We start from the raw sequence: 18100 nt of genomic DNA on the forward strand, positions 1-18100 counted from the left end.
GGGGGGGGGCGGGGGGGGGGGGGGGGGCACGCTGTCCATCACGGCGGACCGCTGTCCCCGGCGTTGAACCAATTCGACGGAGATTCTTGGTCAAACAACCGTTCTCGAGCCCAAACGGGCTGTTCAGACTCAAATCTCCGTCGAATTCGTTCGGACGAGTTGCTGCGGGCTGTGAACGCGAAAGACACGGCGGCTCAGCGCGGACGGTTGGCGCGGACGGTTAGGGCAGCGGGTTAGGGCAGCCGAACGAGCTGGATCTCGGCCACCGGCACGATGCGGTACTGGTGCACCTCCGCTTCGCGGCGCAGGGTACCCGGCGCGTGCAGGGCCAGGTCGATGTGGTCCCGGCCCACCCGGTCGATGGTGCCGGGGAGCACACCGGCACGGGTGTGCACCTCCACGTTGGAGCGCCGTCGGCAGAGGTCTCGCAACACGAACGCCAGGCCGATGCGGTCCACGACCCGGGCTGCGGATTCGGGCTCGGTGCCGAGCGATCCGGGGATCTCCCCCCGGCGCAAGACGACCCCGGCCACGGCGGCCAGCGGGAGCACGCACTGGGAACCGGCGGAGACGGAGTCCAGCAGGTCACCCGCCAGCCAATCCCGCCCGAATGTGGTCGGCCGCACGGCGATCGTCTCCCCCGTCGCGAGCACGATCCGCAGCACACCCGCACCGGGGACCGACCCGGTCCAGGGCTCTGATCCTTTCCGGGGATCTGCGGCGACGTCGGGAGTGCGCGCGAGGCTGGTCAATCGGTTACGTAGAGACAAGCGCCCCAGCCGCAACCGTTCTTCTTCGGCGCGCAGGTCGATCTCCTCGGCGTGCAACTCGTGTTCGAGCTGCCCCTCGAGGTCGTCGAACAGGTTGTCCCAGCGCACAGTCCCGAAGTTAGCCCGCACGACCAACATCCTGCCCGGGTTATCCACAGGTCTTAAAAGCACTCGACACCACCGTCCCCGGCTGATTGAGTGTCGAGCACGGCCCGTACCCCCCGCGTGGGGGTGTCTGACCCTCGCCAACACCTGCTCCACCGAATGTCTGCTCCATCGCACGCCGGATCCACCCGAACCCCTTGAACCACCCGATTGCCAGGCAGGTGTGCCGCCGGCAGCGGACTCACGCACCTCGGAGGAGTCATGAGCGATCCAGCCAACACCCCGGCACGCCAACCGCGGTCAAGGGACAACAAGTTCGTCCAGGACGACTTCTTCGGCCACCAACCGAGCAGCAGGGACCAGCTGCCAGACCCGGAGCCACTGCTGATCAACCTCACCCGCTGCGTGATCGAGGTGCTTGCCGGCGCCCGAGAGCTCGACCAGCTCGCCCGGTGGGTCAGCGACGACGTTTACCGGCACCTGCTGAAACGGGTGGTGCTCTCGGCACGGGCGCGCGCCGTCAAGGGGCAGAGGGCCCAGCGGCCCGCGTTCACGATCGGGCGGGTCACGATTTCCGAGCCGCGAGACGGCGTGATCGAGGCCGTCGTGATGGTGCACAGTAAGGTTCGCGTTCGCGCCGTGGCCCTGCGCCTGGAAGGAATGGACCAACGCTGGCGGGCCAGCGCCATCAACGTGTTGTGACAGCCGGCTCCGCGGGAGAAATGAGCCCTCGCCCCGGGGGCGCGCTCCGAGGGGATTGTTGCCACTGCCGAGGTAGGCGCGCAGTGAACCGCGACGCGACTCGAACGTGTGTGACCGCTGCGGACCAGCGCGGGACCAGCGCGGAGGTCCGGCCCGGCGGGTCGATTCTCCCATGCTGGCCACAAGACCCGCCGGATGCGCGGCAGCGCTCGAGCGGTTCGGATCCCCGTCGAACTCCGCCGCGCAGCCCGAACGAATTCGACGGAGATTTCGCCGGAATCGACCCTAAAAACTCCGAAAAAGCAGTTTCATCCGAGAATCTCCGTCGAATTCGCTTGCCGGACGCGGAGCCCCGCTGTGATGAACGGCGTCCACGCGGTGCGGGCGGCTCTGGTCTCCGGGAGCGCCTCCACCGTTCGATGAAGGCGCACGGACCTGACCGAGCTACTTCTTGCCCTGAGCGCGCCGTTCGGAGCGATTGACCGGAGCGGGCTTCGAGTCGTCGCCGCGCTGGCCGAACGCACCGCGCTGGGGCGGTCCGGCCACCACGTCCGTCTCCGCCTCATCGGCGGGAGCCGCGGCGCTCACCCGGCGGGCACGGTCGGTAGCGGCCTGCTGGATCTGTCCGCGCTGGTTGCGTACCTCGACTCCGCCCGAATCGCTCGGGGCGGTGTAGCTGAGCTTCTCACCCGCGGCCGCGGCCGCGGCGAGCCCCTTGGCGGCGACGATGGGACCGGCGACGGCGCCGGGGGCCTGGCTGACCTCGACCTCGAGGTTGAACAGGAAACCGACGGTCTCCTCGCGGATCTGGCCCATCATCTGCTGGAACATGACGAAGCCCTCGCGCTGGTACTCCACCAGGGGGTCGCGCTGGGCCATGGCGCGCAGGCCGATGCCGTCCTTCAGATAGTCCATCTCGTAAAGGTGCTCGCGCCAGCGGCGGTCGATGACCGACAAGACGACGCGGCGCTCGAGTTCACGCATCGCCGGTGAACCCAGCGACTCTTCTCGGTGCAGGTAAGCGACCTTGGCATCCGAGAGAATCTCACGGCGCATGAAGTCGCGGTTGATCTTGCCGCGGTTGCCGGCCTCGGCGACGACCTCGTCAATGGTCAGTCCCACCGGGTACAGCGTCTTGAGCTCGGTCCACAGGGCATCGAAGTCCCAGTCGTCGCCGTTGCCTTCGCCTGTGTGCACCTCGAGGACCTCGTCGACGACGTCTTCCAGGAAGCGCTGCGTGCGCTCGTGGAGGTCGTCGCCCTCCAGGATGTGCCGGCGGTCGCCGTAGATCGCCTCGCGCTGACGGTTCAGAACGTCGTCATACTTGAGCACGTTCTTGCGGATCTCGGCGTTGCGGCCCTCGACCTGCGCCTGCGCGCTACGGATGGCTCGGCTGACGACCTTGGATTCGATCGCCATGTCGTCGGGAATCCCCTGGCGGCCCATCAGGCTCTCGGCGGCGCCGGCGTTGAAGAGGCGCATCAGGTCGTCGGTCAGCGACAGGTAGAAGCGGCTCTCGCCCGGGTCACCCTGGCGTCCGCTGCGACCGCGCAGCTGGTTGTCGATGCGGCGCGACTCGTGCCGTTCGGTGCCGAGCACATAGAGGCCGCCGGCGTCGACGACCTTCGCGGCCTCCACGGCGACCTCGGCCTTGACGGCGTCGAACACGTCGTCCCAGGCGGTCTCGTAGTCCTCGGGGGTTTCGACCGGGCTCAGGCCTTTCGCGTTCATCTGGGCGACGGCGAGGAACTCGGCGTTGCCGCCGAGCATGACGTCTGTGCCTCGACCGGCCATGTTGGTGGCGACGGTCACCGAGCCCAGGCGTCCGGCCTGCGCGACGATCGCGGCCTCCCGGGCGTGGTTCTTGGCGTTGAGCACCTCGTGCCGCACGCCCTTCTTGGCGAGCAGGCGCGACAGGTATTCGCTCTTCTCGACGCTCGTCGTGCCGACCAGGACCGGCTGCCCCTTTTCGTGCCGGGCGACGATATCCTCGACGACCTGGCCGAACTTTGCCTCTTCGTTCTTGTAGATCAGGTCGGACTGGTCGATGCGCTTCATCGGCTTGTTCGTGGGGATGGACACCACGCCGAGCTTGTACGTGCTCATGAACTCGGCCGCCTCGGTCTCCGCGGTACCGGTCATGCCGGACAGCTTCGAGTAGAGCCGGAAGTAGTTCTGCAGGGTGACCGTCGCCAGGGTCTGGTTCTCCGCCTTGACCGCGACGCCCTCCTTGGCCTCGATCGCCTGGTGGATACCCTCGTTGTAGCGACGGCCCATCAGGATGCGCCCGGTGTGCTCATCGACGATCAGCACCTCGCCGTTCATCACGACGTAGTCCTTGTCTTTCTTGAACAGAGCGTTGGCCTTGATCGCATTGTTCAGGAAGGAGATCAGCGGGGTGTTCGCGGACTCGTAGAGGTTGTCGATGCCGAGGTAGTCCTCGACCTTTTCGATGCCGGGTTCCAGCACGCCCACGGTGCGCTTCTTCTCGTCGACCTCGAAGTCGACGTCGGGGATGAGCTTGGTCGACAGGCTCGCGAACTCGGTGAACCAGCGGTTGGCCTCGCCGGAGGCAGGACCGGAGATGATCAGGGGCGTGCGCGCCTCGTCGATCAGGATCGAGTCGACCTCATCGACGATGGCGAAGTAGTGCCCGCGCTGCACCATGTCGGAGGACTGCCAGGCCATGTTGTCGCGCAGGTAGTCGAACCCGAACTCGTTGTTTGTGCCGTAGGTGATGTCGGCCAGGTACTGCTCGTGGCGCTGAGCCGGCGTCTGGCCGGACAGGATGCAGCCGGTGGTCATGCCGAGGGCACGGAACACGCGACCCATCAGCTCGCTCTGGTAGCTGGCGAGGTAGTCGTTGACCGTGATGATGTGCACGCCGCGGCTGGTGATGGCGTTCAGGTAGGCCGCCGTCGTGGCCACGAGGGTCTTGCCCTCACCGGTCTTCATTTCGGAGATGTTGCCGAGGTGCAGGGCCGCCCCGCCCATCAGCTGCACATCAAAGTGGCGCAGTCCCAGGGTGCGGGTCGAGGCTTCACGCACGGCGGCGAACGCCTCGGGCAATAAGTCGTCCAGCGACTCACCGCCCGAATAGCGCTCACGCAGCACCACGGTCTCGTTCTTCAACTCCTCATCGGTGAGGTGGCTGAAGTCATCTTCCAGCGCGTTGGTGGCCTTCGCATACTGCTCGAGACGGCGCAGCAGACGCCCTTCACCGACACGAAGTACTTTTTCCAGAATTGAGGCCACGAATGCACTCCACTAGTCGTCACGGCGTGTGCACACGCCTGTCGTCGTTGCCGCACGCTCATAGCGTCCGGCATGCGGCAACTATAACAAGGCTAGATGGTCAGTTGCTGCGCTCCCGGGAGGGCGGCACGACCTCCCCGGCCTCATCGGCGTTCTCGTCCAGCTCGATCACGCCGTAGTCCCAGCCCTTGCGACGGTAGACGACGCTCGGACGCTTGGTTACGGCATCCTGGAACAGGTAGAAGTCGTGGCCGACGAGTTCCATGAAGTAGAGGGCGTCGTCGACGGTCATCGGTGCGGCCGCGAAAACCTTGCGGCGGATGACGACGGGGTTGTAGACGTCGTCCGGTTCTTCGGTTGCCGGCGTCTCCGCGTTCACGACGGGGATTGCTCCGGTGCGCACCCGCTCGAGCACCTCGGCGTCGGCCGGTTTGATGTCGACCACGCTGAAATCGACGGATGCCGCGTCGTGCAACGAGATGGGACGGTGGGCCCCGCCGCGGTGCAGCTTCTGGCGGTCCTTGGCGCGGCGCACCCGTTCGAGCAACCGCCCCAGGGCGACGTCGAACGCCGCGTACTTGTCGGAGCCGTCGGCTTCGGCTCGCACGATCGGCCCCTTGCCGATCAGGGTCAGTTCGACCCGGTCGTTGCCCGTGGCACCGTTCTTCTCCCGGTGGCGACTCAGCTTGATCTCGAGAGCCAGCGCCTTCTCGGCAAGACCGGCGACCTTCTCGGCCTTCTCGGTGGCATACTCGCGGAAACGATCAGTGATCCCTAGGTTTCGTCCAACGATGTTAATTTCCATGACGACCTCCAGATCTGGCGAACCGCCCGTATCCGGGCGATTATTACGCGCCTTCACGACTTACCGTAGCCGTGCGCGCCGGATAAGTCACAGCCTTTTGTCAATCTGTTTTCGCTGAACTTTCGGCAACGGGGAAACGACGCCGTGTTTCCGCCAGAGTGGCCACGCCGACGACCTCGCCGCCCGCAGCGAGCAGGGCACGTCGCACCTCGAGCACGGTTGCCCCAGTGGTCAGGATGTCGTCGACGACCAGGATACGGAGGCCGGACAGCGACCGGTTCGCGACCAGCGAACCCGTGCGATTCCGGCCTCGCTCTGCGCTGCCCAGTCCGACCTGGTCCTGCGTCTCGCCCACGGTTCGGAGCAACCGAGTCGGCCGGAGCCCCGAGTGACCGAGCAGCAGCTCCACCGGGTGATAGCCACGGATGCGCCACGCCTGCTGTGACGAGGGGACGGTCACGAGGTGCACCCCGGCACCCTCCGGTATGGGGGCCAGCGCCGCAGCCACGGCGGCCCGGAGCGGACCGGCCAGCGCGCCGGCGGCATCCGTTCGGCCACCGTCCTTGAACGCTCCCAGGACCCGCCTGGCCACGCCGGAGTAGTCCAAAGCGGACCACACCAGGACACCCGATCGTTCGGAGCTGTGCGCCCGCGGTGCCAGGGCTGCCCGGCAGACCCCGCACAGGGCCCGGTCGGGCATGCCGCAGCCGCTGCACTCGGTGGGCATCAGAACTGCCCACGCGTCGAGGGCAGCCCGGGAGAGGCCGGCTGGAGGGCGCATCCCGCCATCGTGGGTCCAGGCCCGGCCGGCCCGGGCGCGGGGCTCGAACCGGTGCAGAACCGGCTTCCGCACGATCGGTGGAGGGGCTACCCGCCGATGCCCTGCTGGGTGGCCAGGAGGGTGACACCGCCGAGTCGTTCCTGCCAGCCGGCACCGCGCTGCACCAGGAGACCGCCCGTGGACGAGAGCGCACGCAGGTCGCGCAGGTTGTTGCTGCCGACCATGGTGACGCTGTCCGGCGCGGACTCGAGGCGCGTGGTGAGTCCACCCAGCTGCAAGGCCACGATCCGTCCCTCACCGCTGGGCAGGCGGGTCAGGCAGGCCACGGTGAGTTCGTCGATCCAGGCCGCGTCCACGGCCGTGCCTCCCGGCGCGGCCAGGAGCACCGCGTCGCCCAGAGAGACCGGGGTGCTCTTGTCCCGGGTGATGGCGCTGACGACGAATCGGCTGTCCTTGCCCGACTGGAGCAGGGCGATCAGCCGAGTGCCGTCCCGCGACACGCGCAACGACTGGATCGCCGAGGCTTCCGGCCACGGTGTAGGGACGGCGGTCGCTTCGCCGTTCGGGCCGTACACGAACAGTTCACCGGGGCGGGCGGCGGGCACCGACCAGACGAAGCCGTAATTGTCGATGGCAGGCGCGATCAGCGCCTGGCGGGGATCGAGCTGCACCGGGTCGTCACCGACCCTGACGCCGTACACTCCCGTTCCCGTCAGCACGGCGGCCGCGGTCTGACCGGGCGAGAGGGTGACGGAGGTCGGGTCCAGGGCGACGATCGAGCCGGACAATCCGGCGATAGGGCTGATCGAGGAACCGCTTGCCGCCAGGAATCCGAATTCGCCCTCGCGCAGGATCAGCGCCCGGGCGTCGACGCGGGAATTCACGGTCGGGGCGTTCGCACTCAACTCGGCGATGTCCTGCAGGTTGCGGTTGACGGTGATGGTGGCGGACAGCCCGGGCGGGAGGCTGTTGGACAGTTGGGCCTTCATTCGCTGCAGGGTGACCCGGTCGGCGTTCAGCGCTTCGCTGTTGAGGTCGACCTTGGCGTCCCTGGCGATGACCTGCACGGCATCGGCGGTGAGCTTGGTGCCGTCGGGGAACGCCGTCACGACGGCTCCGGTGAACCAGGGGCTCGGGCCATCCAGCAGTCCGTTGACGATCTTCGTCAGAGTGGCCCCACTGCGCGGGTACCAGCGCAGATCGGGCACCAGGTAGCTAAAGCCCGGGTCGAAGAAGTAGAGCGCCTGGGCGGTGAAGACATCTTGAAAGATGTTCCGATCGACGACCGTGCCGTTCGGGGCCGCGCCGATGCGCCACTGGCCGCCGACCTGCACGAACTGGTAGCGCAACGCCACCGCGGTGGGCGACTCGACCTCGCGGTACTCGCCGCGCTCATCCACCTCGGCGACCGGATTCACCGAGAACTGCATCTGACCCTCGCCGACGGAGACGATGCTGCGCCCGGTGGCGTCGTCGATGGTCACCCCGGAGTCGGGCTCCCAGGAGCTGCTGTAGTTCGGAGCCAGGAACTCCCGCGCTATCGCGTAGTCGTTGTCGGGGCTCGTCGCCGCGTCGATGAAGCCGCGCAGGATCGCCTCGGGGGTGGCCTCCTTCTGCGGTCGCGAGGGCAGGAACACGGGTGCCGGGGTGGCGCCGGGCTGCACGGTCTGCCCCGCGCGCACGCCTCCGTCGCGCGGGATTCCCGCGCATCCGGTCAGGGCCACCGCGAGCGCGATCAGGCCAGCGAACATCCGGGTTCGACTACGCATAGTGCCCTCCCTTTTCTCCGGCGGCCGTGCCGCCGCCCGCATCGGCCGGGGGCAGCGGGCTCGGCGAGCTCGACAGCGTTCCGTTCGCGCTGCGCGGCAGGGTCAGCCGGAAGCACGACCCCTCCCCCGGGTGCGACCAGACCTGCAGCCAGCCGCCGTGCACGACGGCGTCTTCGAGGGAGATCGACAGGCCGAGGCCGGTGCCGCCGATGGTGCGCTTGCGCGACGGGTCGGCCCGCCAGAACCGGTCGAAAACGTGGGCCATCTCCGCCTGGCTCATACCCATGCCGTAGTCGCGCACCGACAGGGCCACCGCGCTCTCGTTGCTGTCGACGGACACGATGATCGGCTTGCCCTCTCCGTGCTCGATGGCGTTGCCGATCAGGTTGTGCATGATGCGGCGGATGCGGCGGGGGTCGACGTCCGCGTCGAGGTGCCCGCCCGGTGCCACCAGGGTCAGCACCGTGCCCTCGGAGTCGCCGAGCGAGCGCAGCCCTTCGATGGCGTCCTCGGCCAGGTGCACCAGGTTCGTGGGCTCAGTCTCCAGCTGCACCGACCCGGCGTCGTATTTGCTGATCTCGAGCAGGTCGCTCAGCAGCAGCTCGAAGCGCTCGACCTGCGTGTGCAGGAGCTCGGCCGTGCGTTCGACCGCCGGCGGGAACGTGGCACGGTGGTCATAGAGAACGTCGCCGGCCAGCCGGATCGTCGTCAGCGGGGTGCGCAGCTCGTGCGAGACGTCCGACACGAAGCGCTGCTGCACCTCGGACAGGTCGGCGAGTTCCTTGATCTGGCTCTGCAGGCTGTCCGCCATGCCGTTGAAGGAACGGGCCAGCGTCGCGATGACGTCTTCACCTTTTTCCGGGATGCGCACGCCGAGGTCACCGGAGGCCAGCCGCGCGCTGGTGGCCGCGGCCACGCGGATCGGGGTGACCACGAAGCGCACTACGATCCAGGTCACCCCGCCGATCAGCAGGATCAGCACCAGGCCGGCGATGCCGAGGGTTCGCTGCACGAAAGCCAGGGTTGCCTCGGCGTCGGCCAGGCTGTACCCGATGTACAGCTCGTACCGGCCGGCGACCGGCACGGTGAGCTGGGAACCGACGACGATGCCGGGAACCTGCGCGCCGTCATCCGTCGCAAGCGTCACCGACTGCCAAAACTGCTCCCCGGCTTTCTCCTGCACCTGGAGGCGGAGAGCGGGTGTGATCACGCCGGTCGAATCACCGAATGACGAAGAGTCCTGCGGCGCCACGGTGGAGGCGTCCTGCCCGGGAGACCGGAAGATGGCAATCATCTGGGACGAGGATGCCGCGGTAATCAGGGTGCGGGCGGAGCCCACCAGGGTCTGCACGTCCACCCGGTCCGCGGCGTCGGAGGCGTCGAAGATGCCCTGGGCGGCGGTCGTGGCCCGGTTCGAGTCGACGAGCACCTGGTTCAGTCTTGATTGAAACAGGTCGTTGCCCACACTCGCGGAGATGTAGACCCCGACCACCATGATGGCCATCCCGGACAGCGCCACCGTGATGGTCACCGTGCGGAACTGCAGCGAAGAACGCCACAGTCCGCCGATCCTGGCCGGCCAGTCCTGCCAGTCCCGCCAGTCCCGCCAAACGCTCCGGTCGTACCCGGTGCCACCGAACACGAGGAACCTAGCCGGCCGCGCCGGCCCGATAGCCGACCCCGCGCACCGTCATGACGATGCGAGGGTTGTCCGGGTCGTCTTCGACCTTGGCGCGCAAACGCTGCACGTGCACGTTGACGAGGCGGGTGTCCGCCTTGTAGTGGTAGCCCCAGACCTGCTCCAGGAGCATTTCCCGGGTAAAGACCTGCTGGGGCTTGGACGCAAGTGCCAGCAGCAGGTCGAATTCGAGCGGGGTGAGGTTGATCTGCCGCGAACCGCGCCGCACCTCGTGCCCGGCGGCATCGACGACCAGATCCCCGATCTGCAGGTTGGCGGGGGTCTCCGAAGAAATCGGGCGCAGGCGCGTGCGGATCCGGGCGACCAGTTCCTTCGGGTTGAACGGCTTGACCATGTAATCGTCAGCGCCGGACTCGAGGCCCTTCACGACATCCGTCGTGTCGGTTCGCGCGGTCAGCATGATGATGGGCGTGCCGGATTCGGCGCGGATCAGGCTGCAGACCTCGATGCCGTCGAGGCCGGGCAGCATCAGGTCCAGCAGGACCAGATCGGGCTTGACGGCGCGAAAGACCTCCAGGGCCAGGGAGCCGTCGGCGCAGAAGACCGGCTCGAAGCCCTCGGCGTGCAGCACTATGCCGATCATCTCAGCCAGCGCGGTATCGTCGTCTATGACAAGAATGCGTGCGTTCATCAAACCGTTTTCCACTCAGTCACCCAAAATACCCCGGTGAGTCATGCAATCACTGGCTCAAGAGTAGTCGATGGCGCCGCAGGAAAGCTCAACGCGCTCATTCCACACCGAGGTATGCCAGCATAGGTTTCGTGACCGACCCGCAGAACTGGCACTCCCCGACCGATGACGGGCGCAGCATCCCGGTCGGCGACGAGCAAAAACCGCCCCTCGCGCCCGCCGGTTTTGTGCCCCCGGCAAAACCGACCGGTGCTCCCGGCGCGAATACGCCGCCGGTCTGGGGTCCCCCACCGACCTGGACGCCCCCACCCAGACCGGGACTGATCCCTCTGCGCCCGCTGGGTTTCGGAACCCTGCTGTGGGCGCCGTTCCAGGTTCTGCGTCGCAACCCGAAGGCGACCTTCGGCAGCGCGCTGCTCGTTCAGGCGGGCGTCGCCCTGATCGCCGTCGTCATCATGGGTCTGGTCTCCTACTTCGCGCTCGCACGGGTGGAGAACTCTCCACTGGAGGACCGCGACGCGCTCGAGGCCGGCGCGACCCTCAGCATTGTGCTCTCGGCCATCGTGCCGCTGGCTCTGGCGGTGGTCGCATCCGCTCTGTTGCAGGGCGTCATAGTGATCGAGGTGGCCCGGGCCACGCTCGGAGAGAAGCTGCGGCTGGGTGCCCTGTGGCGTGCCGTGCTGCCGCGCCTCTGGCCGCTCGTGCTCTGGACCCTGATGCTGAGTTCGACCCTGATCGCGGCCATCGCCCTCCTGGCCGGACTGGTGGTGTTCTTCGTCTCCCTCGGCGGAGCGGGCGTGGGTCTGGCGGTGGTCACCGGCATCCTCGGTACGGTCGCCCTTCTCGCGCTCGGCATCTGGCTGTTCACGAAGACCTCGCTCGTGCCGAGCGTGATCGTGTTGGAACGGCTCGGCATCCGGGCGGCGGTGGGGCGGTCCTGGTCGCTGACCCGCGGCTACTTCTGGCGCACGTTCGGCGTGCAGTTCTTGGTCGCGACGGTCGTGAACGTCGTCTCCCAGATTGTGACGACGCCGCTGTCGCTCCTGTTCGGTGCCGCCATCTCCGTGGTCGACCCGAACGCCGCCTTCGATGCGTACCTCCCGTCAGTGATCCTGTACGTTCTGACCATCCTCATCGGCCTCGTGCTCGGCGCCGTAGCAGCCGTGGTGCAGTCGGCCGCGACCGCCCTGATCTACATCGATCTGCGGATGCGCAAGGAAGGCCTCGACCTCGAGCTGGCCCGATTCGTCGAATCGGCCGTCGGCGTCGGTGTAGACCCCTACCGGTCGAAGCCGGCACACGCCTCGGAGGCTGCCTGGGCATGATCGCAGGGTCGCACATCCACACGGTGATCCGGGCGGCGATACCGGTCGATCCCGGCGCGCCCGAAGCGCGGAAGTGGCTGCGGGAAGAGCTGGCCAAGGCTCCGTACGAGGCCGCCAAGCCCACCTGGTTCGACCGGTTGTCGACATCGATTCTGGACTGGTTAGCCTCCCTCACCGCGCCGTCGGCCGACGGTTTCGCCGCCTGGGTGCCCCTGCTCCTGACCGTGGCCGTGGTGGTCCTGGTCGTCGCCGCCCTCCTCATTTTCGGCCTGCCCCGGCTCAACCGGCGCAGCCGGCTCGCGTCCGACCTCTTCGGCGTCGACGACCGTCGCGGCGCCGCCGACCTGCGTCGTGCCGCGCTGGCCGCCGCCTCCCACCGGGACTGGAACCTGGCGAGTGCCGAGATGTTCCGGGCGCTGGCGCGCGGACTGTCCGAGCGCACCATCCTGATCGTGACGCCGGGCACCACCGCGCACTCCTTCGCGGTGCGGGCCGCCGAGGCCTTCCCCGGCGAACGGGTGCGACTGAGCGAGGCGGCCGAGCTCTTCGACGGGGTGCGCTACCTGGGGGTCGACGGCACCGAGCAGCGCTTCCTGGCCCTGGCGGCGCTCGAGAGCGTCTTGCGGGCCGCCCGGCCGCCGCACCTCGAGGATCCAGCCCCGACGAAGCAGCCATGAGTCTTCTCACACAAACGGCCTCACAGTCGGCCGAAAACGCCGTCTCCTCCACACCGACCCTGCGCGAAGCCGGACGCCGGGCGCGGTACTGGCTGCTCGCCGGCGTCGGCGCACTGATCGTCGCCGTCGTCAGCACCGTCCTCGCTGCGGGCGGCGGCGTGGGCGGTAAGCCCCTCGAGGCCGACAGCGCGGCCCCAGCCGGCGCGCGGGCGCTCGTCGAGGTACTCCGCCGACAGGGTGTCAACGTCACCGCCGCCGACACCCTCGCGGAGGCGCGGAGCCTGGCCGGCGCCGCCGCCGACCCCACCGTGTTCTTCTTCGACGAGAGCGGCTACCTCACCGACGACCAGCTGAGCGCGATGTCCGCCCTGGCCCCGCGCACGGTGGTGGCCTCCCCCGTTTTCCTGGCGCTGCAGACGCTGACCCCCTCGGTGGGCTTCGGCGGCGTGTCCCAGACCACGGTGTCCCGTGCCGCCTGCACGGTCGCGGCCGCGGTCAAGGCCGACAATCTCTCCCCCGGCGGCTCCACACTCACGATCCCGGCCGACGCCGCCGAGCTGAGCGGATGCTTCACCTCGGGAGAGAACGCCTTCGCCCTGGTCGAACAGACCACCGCCGACCGGACCCTCACCCTGCTCGCCGACGGCACCCTGTTCAGCAACGAGAAGATCGGCCAGGCCGGCAATGCCGCTCTCGCACTCAACCTGCTGGGCGCGGGCGACGACCTCGTCTGGTACCTGCCGACGATCGCCGATGTGCCGGGAACCGGGACGCCGTCGCTCGGCGAACTGACGCCCGGTTGGGTCACCCCGACCCTGATCCTGCTGGTGCTGGTCACCGTGGCCGCGGCCGTCTGGCGTGGGCGGCGCTTCGGGCCTCTCGTCGCCGAGAACCTGCCGGTCACCGTGCGGGCCAGCGAGACGATGGAAGGCCGGGCCCGGCTCTACGCGCGCAGCAACGCCCGCCTGCGCGCCCTCGACGCGCTGCGGGTCGGCGCCGTGCAGCGCCTTGCCGGCCAGGTCGGGTTGTCCCGGCTGGCGAGCCTCGACGATGTGATCGCCATGGTGGCCACCGTGGTCGACCGGCCGCCGGCCGACGTTCGGACCGTGCTGGTGGACGCCGTCCCGGCATCCGACTCCGATCTCGTCGCCCTCTCCGACCGCATCCAGGAAATTGAGCGGGCCACGGCCCGCGCGACCACGCCCCTGCCACCCGGAAGAATGGACTCATGAGCACTCATACCCCTGTCGATACCCTGCGAGGCTCCCTCGCCCAGGTCCGCACCGAGGTCGGCAAGGCCGTCGTCGGACAGGACGGCGCGGTAACCGGGCTGATCATCGCGCTGCTCGCCCGCGGCCATGTGCTGCTCGAGGGTGTGCCGGGCGTCGCCAAGACCCTCCTGGTGCGGTCCCTGAGCCACTCGCTCAGCCTGGAGACGAAACGGGTGCAGTTCACGCCGGACCTGATGCCGGGCGACGTGACCGGCTCACTCGTCTATGACGCCCGGGTGGGCGACTTCGAGTTCCGCAAGGGCCCCGTCTTCACCAACATCCTGCTGGCCGACGAGATCAACCGCACCCCGCCGAAGACCCAGTCGGCCCTCCTTGAGGCGATGGAGGAACGCCAGGTCAGCGTCGACGGGCGCTCCCTCCCCCTGCCGGACCCGTTCATCGTCGCGGCGACCATGAACCCGATCGAATATGAGGGCACCTACACGCTGCCCGAGGCCCAGCTCGACCGGTTCCTGCTCAAGCTCGTGCTCGACGTGCCGGAGCGCGACGCGGAATTCGAGGTGCTACGGCGCCACGCCGAGGGCTTCAACCCCCGCGATCTGGCCGGTGCAGGCGTCACCGCGGTTCTCGGCGCGGAGGAGCTGAAGACGGCCCAGGCCGCCGTGGCATCCGTGGGCGCCAGTCCGGACGTTCTCGCCTACATCGTCGACCTGGCCCGCGCAACGAGAAGCAGCCCGTCGGTCAAGCTCGGCGTCAGCCCGCGCGGCACGACCGCGCTCCTCGCCGCGGCCAAGGCGTGGGCCTGGGTGAGCGGCTATGACTCGATCACCCCCGACCATGTGCAGGCGATGGTGCTGCCGGTCTGGCGGCACCGCGTGCAGCTGCGGCCGGAGGCGGAACTCGAGGGCGTGTCCGTGGACGCGATCCTGCGTGCCGTGCTCGCCCAGGTGCAGGTGCCGATCTAAGTGACGCTTACCGGTCGGTTCGTTGCCCTCCTCGCGCTCGGCGTCGTGCCGATCGTGCTACTCGGGAGTACCCCGGGGATGGCGACGGCCGTGCTGGGACTATGGGTGCTCGCCCTGGTGGGTCTCGGCATCCTGGACCTGGCCCGGGCCGGATCGCCGCGGAAGATCGTGCTCTCCCGCACCCTGCCCTCCCGGGTGCGCCTGGGCGAAAGCGTGACGAGCGACCTGTACCTGACCAACACCGGGGGCCGGCGACTGACCATGGTGGTGCGGGATGCCTGGCAGCCGTCGGCCGGGACGGGCAACAACCGCACACCGCTGGTGCTGCCTCCTGGCGAACGACGGCTGGTGTCGCTGCGACTGACGCCCACCCGGCGCGGCGAACGCCGGGTGGACCAGGTCACGGTGCGCTCGTTCGGGCCGCTCGGGCTGTGGGCCCGTCAGGCCACCCTCCAGGCACCGGGCCAGATTCGGGTGCTTCCGCCCTTCAACTCGCGCAAGCACCTGCCGTCGCGCATGACCCGGCTCAAGGAGCTCGACGGGCGCACCAGCCTGCTCGTGCGCGGCCAGGGCACCGAGTTCGACTCCATTCGCGAATACGTGCGCGGAGACGACGTACGCTCGATCGACTGGCGGGCCACGGCCCGGCACAACGACGTCATGGTGCGCACCTGGCGCCCCGAACGGGACCGCCGGGTGGTCATCCTGATCGACAGCGGCCGCACCTCGGCCGCGCGCATCGACGACGAGCCGCGCCTCGACACGGCTTTCGAGGCGTCGCTGCTGCTCGCCGCGCTGGCGGCCGGGGCCGGCGACCACGTGGACTTCATCGCCTACGACCGTCGGGTGCGCGGCCGCGTGCAGGGTGCGCAGGGAGCGGAGCTCCTTTCGCGCATGGTCGACACCATGGCCCTGATCGAACCGGAGCTGATCGAGACTGACTGGTCGGCCGTTCCCGGGGAGGTGCGCGCGGTGACGAGCCGCCGGGCCCTGGTCGTACTGATCACGTCGATCGACGCGGCCGGAGCCTCGAGCGCCCTGCTGTCGGTGCTCCCCCAGTTGACCCGCAGAAACACCGTGATCGTCGCATCCGTCACCGACCCAACCACCCTGGAGGCCACGCGCCCGCGCGGCGACCGGGAGGAGATCTACCGGGCGGCGGCCGCCGAACGGGCACTGCTCGACGTGGCCCGGGTCTCGGCCGCCATCCGACGCCAGGGCGCCGAGGTCGTCACCGGCTCCCCCGCCGACCTGCCACCCGCACTGGCCGACCGCTATATCGCGCTCAAGGCCGCCGGCCGGCTCTAGGCGCTAGGCCGCGTAGATCCGGGTGCTGCCGGCCTCGAATTCGGCCAGGTCGCCGGTCTCACCCGCCCGCACGGCACGCCGACCGAGCACGAGCATGTAGGTGAGGAAGGCGAGCAGGGCGGCCGCGCCGATCCCGATCTTCATCGGCCACGGCCACGGGGCCGGGGTGACGAAACCCTCGATCACCCCGGAGACGAAGAGCACGAAGACCAGACCGATGGCCACCGTCGAGAGGGCGCGGGCATCCTCGGCCAAAGCCTGCGCGCGAGTGCGGGCCCCGGGGGCGATCCAAGCCCAGAAGATGCGCAGTCCACCTGCCGCGGCCACGAAAATAGCGGTCAGTTCGAGCATGCCGTGCGGTGCAATGTACAGGAAGAACACGTCGCCCTTGCCGTAGGCGAACATGACCGCGGCCGTGATGCCGACGTTCTGCGCGTTCTGCAGCACGATGTAGGGCACGTAGACGCCGAGGATCCCGAAGGCGATGGCCTGCGCGGCGATCCACGCGTTGTTGGTCCAGACCAAGCCGGTGAAGGATGCCGCGGGATTCTCCGAATAGTAGTTGACGAAGTCCTCGTTGACGAGTTTCTGCAGCTCGGCGTCGGAGCCGACGGCGGCCAGGGCCTCAGGGTTGCCGGAGATCCAGAAACCGTAGAGGCCCGCGACCACAATCGTCACCACCGCCACGGCAAGGGTCAGCCACCGTAGGCGGTAGAGCGCGGCCGGCAATTGCAGCACGAAGAAGCTCGGGATCTGCGAAACAACGTTCGCGCTCGCCCCCGTGAACCGCAGCCTTGCCCGGGACAGCGCCACCGAGAGCCGGTCACCCTCCAGCGTCGAACCGGCGGTCGATTTGATCGCCGACAGCTGGGTCGCGCCGGACTGGTACCGCTCGATCAGCTCGTCTGCCTGCGCTCCGGAGAGCCGCCGCTGCGAACCGAGCTCAGCCAGGCGGTCCCACTCGGCGCGGTGCGCCGCTGAATATGCGTCAAGGTCCATCTGCTCTAATAGTAGACATGGAGCAGCCCGGCAAGGTGGCCGATCACGGCCAGTATTCGTGGAGCGAGCAGGAATTGGTCACCGGCGAGGCCGTTGCCCTCGATGTAAGGGCGGCCAGCATCATCCTGCGCGCCGCCGGAACGATCATCGATTATGTTGCCTACATCCTCCTCTTCCTGGGGGTGGCCTTTCTTGTGGCCGGTCTCACGGGCGTGGCAATCGACGACGCACTCGGACGGGCGCTCGGGATCGCGGGCCTGGTGGTCTGCCTGCTCATCGTGCCGATGGCCGTCGAAACGGCCAGCGGCGGACGGTCCCTGGGCAAGCTCGCCATCGGCGCCCGCATCGTTCGCGACGACGGCGGCGCGATCCAACTGCGCCACGCGTTCATCCGCGCCCTGTTGGGCATCATCGAGATCTACCTGACGTTCGGCGGCATCGCCGCCACCACTGCGCTTCTGAACAGCAAGTCCAAACGCCTGGGCGACCTGCTGGCCGGCACGTACAGCCAGCACGAGCGGGTGCCCCGCCTCACTGATCGAACCGTCCCGCTGCCGCCCGTGCTCGAGGCCTGGGCCCAGACGGTCGACGTCGTGCGGCTCCCCGATCGCCTGTCCCGCCGCATCGCGCAGTTTCTCCGCCAGGCCGACAAGCTGACTCCGGCGACGCGGCTGCGCCTCGCAGACAGCCTGGCCACCGAGGCCGCCCCGTTCGTGTCGCCGAGGCCGGAGGTCCCGGCGGAGGTCCCGGCGCAGGTCCCGGCGCAGGTCTCGGCGGAGGTCTTCCTGGCCGGGGTCGCCGCGGTGCGCCGAAGCCGGGAGTCCACGGCGCTGAAGCTCGAGCGGGAGCGTCTCGACCGTCTGCAGCCCATTCTGCATAGCCTCCCGCACGGTTTCCCCCAGCGGTAGGGCAACGGACCTCTCCCCGGCCGTTCCCGCGACGTATCCGACGAAGAATGTGGCGCTGCCGCCCGCGGGGCGGCTTGGCCGGACCCGTGTGTGTGTGGCTAACTCAGGACATTCGTCGCCCGCAGTAGACGGCCGCCGCGGGTCAGTGCGGCATAGGTGCGGATGCCCG

General features: G+C 68.6%; 15 protein-coding genes. 7 read left to right on the forward strand and 8 right to left on the reverse strand.

What is annotated here, in order from left to right; all coding sequences use genetic code 11:
- Positions 1-233: 233 nt before the first annotated feature.
- Positions 234-899 (reverse strand): hypothetical protein, encoded by a 666-nt coding sequence (locus CXY81_RS04955; protein ID WP_233193994.1) that lies wholly within the window; start codon positions 897-899, stop codon positions 234-236.
- Between the two features lie 237 nt (positions 900-1136).
- Here CXY81_RS04955 and CXY81_RS04960 point away from each other — a divergent pair, with 237 nt between their 5' ends.
- Positions 1137-1577 carry an Rv3235 family protein gene (locus CXY81_RS04960; RefSeq protein WP_233193995.1) on the forward strand — a complete coding sequence of 147 codons (441 nt, stop codon included), beginning with the start codon at positions 1137-1139 and terminating at the stop codon, positions 1575-1577.
- 444 nt (positions 1578-2021) lie between these two features.
- Here the strand turns inward: CXY81_RS04960 and secA are convergent, their stop codons facing one another.
- The 6 genes from secA to mtrA form a co-directional block, all read right to left on the reverse strand.
- Entirely contained in the window at positions 2022-4832 is a 2811-nt protein-coding gene (secA, locus tag CXY81_RS04965) for a preprotein translocase subunit SecA (protein WP_104170231.1), read from the reverse strand.
- A 100-nt stretch (positions 4833-4932) separates the two neighbouring features.
- Complete coding sequence (gene hpf, locus CXY81_RS04970; RefSeq protein WP_104099847.1) at positions 4933-5637, reverse strand: ribosome hibernation-promoting factor, HPF/YfiA family; 705 nt, start codon at positions 5635-5637, stop codon at positions 4933-4935.
- 100 nt (positions 5638-5737) lie between these two features.
- On the reverse strand, positions 5738-6490 hold the full coding sequence (locus CXY81_RS04975) for a ComF family protein (protein WP_233193996.1): 753 nt from the start codon (positions 6488-6490) through the stop codon (positions 5738-5740).
- 14 nt (positions 6491-6504) lie between these two features.
- Complete coding sequence (locus tag CXY81_RS04980) at positions 6505-8187, reverse strand: LpqB family beta-propeller domain-containing protein (protein ID WP_158252002.1); 1683 nt, start codon at positions 8185-8187, stop codon at positions 6505-6507.
- Complete coding sequence (gene mtrB, locus CXY81_RS04985) at positions 8180-9829, reverse strand: MtrAB system histidine kinase MtrB (protein ID WP_104194174.1); 1650 nt, start codon at positions 9827-9829, stop codon at positions 8180-8182. The genes CXY81_RS04980 and mtrB overlap by 8 nt, the downstream gene beginning before the upstream one ends.
- Positions 9830-9836: 7 nt before the next feature.
- The gene (gene mtrA, locus CXY81_RS04990) at positions 9837-10517 is read right to left on the reverse strand and encodes an MtrAB system response regulator MtrA (protein WP_104170234.1); all 681 of its coding nucleotides are present in this window, start codon (positions 10515-10517) and stop codon (positions 9837-9839) included.
- A 131-nt stretch (positions 10518-10648) separates the two neighbouring features.
- On the opposite strand from mtrA, the gene CXY81_RS04995 reads away from it, so the two are divergent.
- Genes CXY81_RS04995 through CXY81_RS05015 form a run of 5 tightly spaced genes read left to right on the forward strand, consistent with a single transcriptional unit; the run spans position 10649 to position 16024 of the window.
- Entirely contained in the window at positions 10649-11842 is a 1194-nt protein-coding gene (locus CXY81_RS04995) for a hypothetical protein (RefSeq protein ID WP_104194175.1), read from the forward strand.
- Positions 11839-12519 (forward strand): DUF4129 domain-containing protein, encoded by a 681-nt coding sequence (locus CXY81_RS05000; RefSeq protein ID WP_104170236.1) that lies wholly within the window; start codon positions 11839-11841, stop codon positions 12517-12519. Before CXY81_RS04995 ends, CXY81_RS05000 begins: the two co-directional genes overlap by 4 nt.
- Positions 12516-13751 carry a DUF4350 domain-containing protein gene (locus CXY81_RS05005; RefSeq protein ID WP_104194176.1) on the forward strand — a complete coding sequence of 412 codons (1236 nt, stop codon included), beginning with the start codon at positions 12516-12518 and terminating at the stop codon, positions 13749-13751. Before CXY81_RS05000 ends, CXY81_RS05005 begins: the two co-directional genes overlap by 4 nt.
- Positions 13748-14716, forward strand: coding sequence for a MoxR family ATPase (locus tag CXY81_RS05010; protein WP_104194177.1), 969 nt, complete (start codon positions 13748-13750; stop codon positions 14714-14716). The genes CXY81_RS05005 and CXY81_RS05010 overlap by 4 nt, the downstream gene beginning before the upstream one ends.
- Complete coding sequence (locus CXY81_RS05015; RefSeq protein ID WP_104170238.1) at positions 14717-16024, forward strand: DUF58 domain-containing protein; 1308 nt, start codon at positions 14717-14719, stop codon at positions 16022-16024.
- Between the two features lie 3 nt (positions 16025-16027).
- On the opposite strand, the gene CXY81_RS05020 is transcribed toward CXY81_RS05015, so the two are convergent.
- Positions 16028-17023: a stage II sporulation protein M gene (locus CXY81_RS05020; RefSeq protein ID WP_104194178.1), complete on the reverse strand. Its 996-nt coding sequence runs from the start codon at positions 17021-17023 to the stop codon at positions 16028-16030.
- A gap of 17 nt (positions 17024-17040) precedes the next feature.
- Between CXY81_RS05020 and CXY81_RS05025 the strand changes: the two genes are divergently transcribed.
- Positions 17041-17931 (forward strand): RDD family protein, encoded by an 891-nt coding sequence (locus CXY81_RS05025; protein WP_104194179.1) that lies wholly within the window; start codon positions 17041-17043, stop codon positions 17929-17931.
- Positions 17932-18100 lie beyond the last annotated feature (169 nt).

Source organism: Cryobacterium sp. M25 (assembly GCF_002929635.1).
GTDB lineage: Bacteria > Actinomycetota > Actinomycetes > Actinomycetales > Microbacteriaceae > Cryobacterium > Cryobacterium sandaracinum.

Coding starts and splice junctions, on each gene's coding strand:
- CXY81_RS04960 (WP_233193995.1), top strand. CDS start 1,137: ATGAGCGATCCAGCCAACACCCCGGCACGCCAACCGCGGTCAAGGGAC.
- hpf (WP_104099847.1), bottom strand. CDS start 5,637: ATGGAAATTAACATCGTTGGACGAAACCTAGGGATCACTGATCGTTTC.
- CXY81_RS04980 (WP_158252002.1), bottom strand. CDS start 8,187: ATGCGTAGTCGAACCCGGATGTTCGCTGGCCTGATCGCGCTCGCGGTG.
- mtrA (WP_104170234.1), bottom strand. CDS start 10,517: ATGAACGCACGCATTCTTGTCATAGACGACGATACCGCGCTGGCTGAG.
- CXY81_RS05000 (WP_104170236.1), top strand. CDS start 11,839: ATGATCGCAGGGTCGCACATCCACACGGTGATCCGGGCGGCGATACCG.
- CXY81_RS05005 (WP_104194176.1), top strand. CDS start 12,516: ATGAGTCTTCTCACACAAACGGCCTCACAGTCGGCCGAAAACGCCGTC.
- CXY81_RS05010 (WP_104194177.1), top strand. CDS start 13,748: ATGAGCACTCATACCCCTGTCGATACCCTGCGAGGCTCCCTCGCCCAG.
- CXY81_RS05020 (WP_104194178.1), bottom strand. CDS start 17,023: ATGGACCTTGACGCATATTCAGCGGCGCACCGCGCCGAGTGGGACCGC.
- CXY81_RS05025 (WP_104194179.1), top strand. CDS start 17,041: ATGGAGCAGCCCGGCAAGGTGGCCGATCACGGCCAGTATTCGTGGAGC.